This window comes from uncultured Bacteroides sp., from assembly GCF_910586915.1.
Classification (GTDB): Bacteria; Bacteroidota; Bacteroidia; order Bacteroidales; family Bacteroidaceae; genus Bacteroides.
The window spans coordinates 1-4,475 of the sequence record NZ_CAJULN010000080.1; the positions used below are offsets into that span (position 1 = coordinate 1).

Genomic DNA, 4,475 nt, shown 5'->3' on the forward strand with positions numbered 1-4,475 from the left:
ATTGATGTTATATCATCTGATAATCAATTACTTATTGCTCCAATATGTTATTCGGACATTGAAACTCCGGTCAGATTTGTCACCTACCGGACGGTATCTCCGTTCCTGTATGGTACGCAGGAGCATCTGCTGGGTTTCCGGTGCGAGGTTGCCCACCTCGTCCAAAAACAGCGTGCCGCCTTCCGCCTCATGGAAATAACCTTTCTTGGCACTGTCCGCACCTGTGAATGCGCCTCTGACGTGTCCGAAGAAAGCCGACGGCGCAAGTTCTTTGGTGAGCGAACCGCAGTCCACAGCCACAAACGGCTTTCCTGCCCGCTTGCCCTTGTCGTGCAGCAGGTGGGCGATATGCTCCTTGCCCGTGCCGTTCTCCCCGAATATCAGCACGCTCATGTCGGTGGGGGCTACCAGCCTTATCCGCTTCATGATGGCTTGGAACGCCGAGCCGTCACGCGAGAACAGGGGCATACGGCTCCGTCCGGTGTGCCGTTCTTTCAATATGTTCCGTAGCAGAGGGACGAGTTTGTCCTCCACAAGCTGCTTGGGTATGTAGTCCAGCGAGCCGAGTTTCATGCTTTCCACCGCCGTATGCACTTCGGCATAGTCGGTCATGATGACAAAGGGCTGCATCCTGCCCTCCTTGCGCATCCAGCGCAAAAGGTCGATACCGTTGCCGTCGGGCAGGCGCAGGTCGGAAACCACGATGTCCCCGTCTGCGGCTTGTTGCAGATATTTCTTCGCGGTCGAGAGGTGGAAAGCCTGCACGGTGCGGAATCCCTCGCGTGCCAGCAGGTTGCAGACAAACTCGCAATACACGATGTTGTCCTCCACCACGATGATTTTTGTCTTATCCATTTTCGTATTTTCTCCTTTCTTCTTTTGCCAGCCGGATTATCTCCGAACCCTTATCCAGTACAGCTTTTACAGCATTATGGATAGCCTCGTTATTTGATGTACCTTCGCTATGGAGCAGTTTGTATAATTCCCTTAACGGTTGGTCGGTACGGAGTATCTCCCACGAGCTGCGCAGGTGGTGTGTCAGGGCGTCCAGTTCCTGAAGGTCTTTCTTTAGACCCGCTTCCCTGATTGCCTGCATTTCCTTTTCGGTTTCCGTTATCAGTTTATCCAGCATGACGGATTCATTGCCGTAGGACAGCAGGGAGGTGAAATCCGGCTTTTCATTCCGGTTGCCTTTCATGGCGCATTTGTCTGAAACCTCCATCAGTTCCGATATGGAGAACGGTTTGAGCAGGCAACCGGAGAAACCACGTTCCATAAGTTCCTCCTTGCTGCAACTGCCCGAAGCGGTTGTCACGACTACCGGGATAGTCTTTGAATTGCCAACGTTGGAGGTGCGCAGCAGTTCCAACAGCTCGAAGCCGTTGATTTCCGGCATATTCAGATCCGTCAGAAGCAGGTTGTATTCTTTCCGGCGTATCATTTCCATCAGCTCCGCTGCATTGGTGCAGGTATCGCAATGTATCCCTTCTTGGGCATACATTTCTTTCAGCATAAGGAGCAATACCTCGTCATTGTCAATGGCAATCACATCATGGAATGTACGGTCATGATGAATCCTTGTCTGATTTATCCGTTCCGGCAGTTCCCCGGCTGTCTGCATGGGTATTTCCACCGTGAAACGGCTACCTTTGCCTTTATCGCTCTCCAGCCGGATTGTGCCGCCGAGCATTGTCACAATACGCTGAACAATGGAAAGACCTAATCCGAAGCCATCCTTTGCGGCAGCGTTTGACAGACGTTCAAACGCCCCGAATATCCGCTGCTGTTCCTCTTCGGTCATACCTGTGCCCGTATCTTCGACGATAAGTTTCAGGACGCCATTATTGTAGTCCGTTGTCAGAGAAACGCCACCGTTCTCCGTGAACTTGATGGCGTTGGACAGCAAGTTGTTCCCGATTTGCAAGATGCGTTCCTTATCTGTACATACAAAGGCATCCTTGTGGCAATGTATTGTCAGAGTCAGTCCTTTGTTTATGGCGATTGGCATAAACTCCGTTTCGAGCGTATGTGTGATTGCGGAAATCCTACATGCGGAGAAATTAGGCTGTTCCTTGCCGTTGTCCAGCCGGAAAAAATTCAGCAGGGTGTTCAGCATTTCACGCATGCGGTCAGAAGATTCCTGAATGTTTCGGATATATGTCCCGGTTTTATCCGTATTGCAGTCTTTCCGCATCAGTCCGGCATAACCCGTTATTGCCGTCAGTGGAGAACGTAATTCATGGGTGATGGTATGAACGGCTTTTTTACGAGAGGCAATCAGTGCCTCGTTTTGTTTGATAGACTGTATCTGCTGTTCTATTAAATCCGCAGTTTCTCGTTTGTACCGTTTGATACGGGTGATATTTCGGTGGATGATTATGTAAGAGATTACCAATAACAACACAACGAATCCTGTCAAGCCACCTATCTGAATAAACGATTGTTCCCGCATGGCTGTTATCTCAGCTTCCCGTTTCTGTATGTCTGCTTGCACCTTCTCATCCATTTGAACTACCAGTCCTTGCAGTTGTCTGTTGAGTTCCGCATTTCGTGTAGCAAGACTATCGGCGTGTTCCGACAAACGGCAGCTATGTGCCTGTTGTTCAGCTATCATATTCCGATTAAGGGAACGGAGCATCGTAGTAGTCGCAGTTGGTTTCGCTTCTTCCTTTTTGCCAAAGATGCCTAAGAAACCCTTGCGCTTGGATTTCTTGGGCTGTTCCTGCACATTCTTCTGCACGATTACAGGTACTTGACTGGTTATCTTATCGTTGATGGCTTGTTGCTGTTCAAGTATCTGCACGATTTGGCACATCTGCCCTTCCTTGTCTTCGAGAAAATGGCGTACACTGTCTATGCGTTCTACCGGATAGATAGCTTTGAACCGACAAAGCATACTGTCCATTGTCATACGCCGAGCATGGTAAAGTCCTAAATCTTCATCATCCCATTCCAATATCGTTTCACCTAATAAAGAAAACTCTATCAAATGAATATGAATATTGTTTACCTCTTTTCGAAATTCATCGATCTCTCGGTTTTTGGCTTCCAGTCCCTCCATGTCTCGCCATTCGCCAAGCCATGTGTACATGATGCCGCCTACCAGCAAAGCTATTAGTAGATAGCCTATGGAAGTCAGCATACGGAAGTGTCTTGTTTCAGCGTTATGTCGATTCATGCGTTATTGCCATTGATTATTGATAATACAGCCCGTAGGTCTTTATCGGCTTACGGGCTGTATGGTCTTTGAAGCTCAGTCTAATAAAGATGCTATATCAAATTGGATTATAGAACATCCTCAATAGACAATTCAAAATTTCTTTCCGATATCATATATCTTTTGTAGATGTTCGGTATTTGAAATAGCCCCCTTCTCATTGACACTATTTACAAGATAATGGCCTCTGTTTTTCCATCCCCTATCTTGTGCAATGAGTTCAAAGGAACGCACTATGCCATCGAAAACATGAGGGTCTTCCAATTCTCCACACGAAAGAAGCATACATTCCTTAATAGGCACATCTTTTTTACCTATGATGAAAGAATAAAACTTGTCTATGGCTGCTTTTATCTGGGCAGGAAACGAGTACCAATAAAGAGGTGTGCAGAATACGATGACATCACTTTCTGCCATCAAAGATGCCAATTCATTGAAATCATCATTAAAAATACAGGCTTTATTCTCCTTGCTGAAACAATTATCGCAAGCTCTGCATCCTTGAATATGTTTATGCGCAGTATCGAACCGCATAACAATGTTGCCCGCTTCGGATGCTCCTTTCGCAAAAGCGTCCGCCATAAGGTCGCTGTTACCTCCCCGTCGTGGGCTGCCGGTTAAAATCAAAATTCGTTTGCTCATATCCTTTACATTTATTCACCCATACGGAAATCTCCTACGTTGTCATGACTAAGAGTTATATCTTCGATGATGCTTGTGCATCCACCATGTTGCGGACACTGGCTGCTGATGCCGAGATATATTTGATCGGGATATTCATTACGATACAGACGCACCATATGCCACTCTTTTTTGTCTAATGAATAGTAGCTGGCGATAGTGTGAGTATCAGAAGATATTTTCATATAGACTGATTTTGCGTCTATCTTATCATGGTTATTGTCATCCGATGTACCTTGTGTTCGTACTGTTACGATGCGGTGGTTGCCATATTCGTCCTGCTCAAAGGCAAGTTTCTGCCAAAGTGTATCGTTGACATACACAAAAAGATCGGCGGCATTGTAAAGTCCATCAGAGGTAAACTCAGGGGTTACTTTAGCTGTCAGCGTGAATGGCTTTGTATTATCGGTCGGAATCAGTAACACAGGCAGTGTATTGTTGGACAGCTTACCCTCGTTAGGATCACAGAAGAAGTCAAGTCCTCCGGGACAGTTGAATTCCAATCCTCCGTCTGCAAGTATGGTTACACATGTATCTGCGCCATTGATGGATTTGGTAAAAGTGACATCTCCCACTT

3 protein-coding genes and 1 pseudogene are annotated in these 4,475 nt (G+C 46.8%); all 4 read right to left on the minus strand.

The window, feature by feature from the left end; translation table 11 throughout:
* Positions 1-48 precede the first annotated feature (48 nt).
* Positions 49-855: pseudogene (locus QZ331_RS14325) on the minus strand (sigma 54-interacting transcriptional regulator); the annotation flags it as partial.
* Positions 848-3,178, minus strand: coding sequence for an ATP-binding protein (locus QZ331_RS14330; protein ID WP_294631423.1), 2,331 nt, complete (start codon positions 3,176-3,178; stop codon positions 848-850). The pseudogene QZ331_RS14325 and the gene QZ331_RS14330, both read right to left, overlap by 8 nt.
* A 132-nt stretch (positions 3,179-3,310) precedes the next feature.
* Positions 3,311-3,859, minus strand: coding sequence for a flavodoxin family protein (locus tag QZ331_RS14335; RefSeq protein WP_294631425.1), 549 nt, complete (start codon positions 3,857-3,859; stop codon positions 3,311-3,313).
* An 11-nt stretch (positions 3,860-3,870) separates the two neighbouring features.
* Entirely contained in the window at positions 3,871-4,473 is a 603-nt protein-coding gene (locus tag QZ331_RS14340; RefSeq protein WP_294631427.1) for a DUF1349 domain-containing protein, read from the minus strand.
* Positions 4,474-4,475 lie beyond the last annotated feature (2 nt).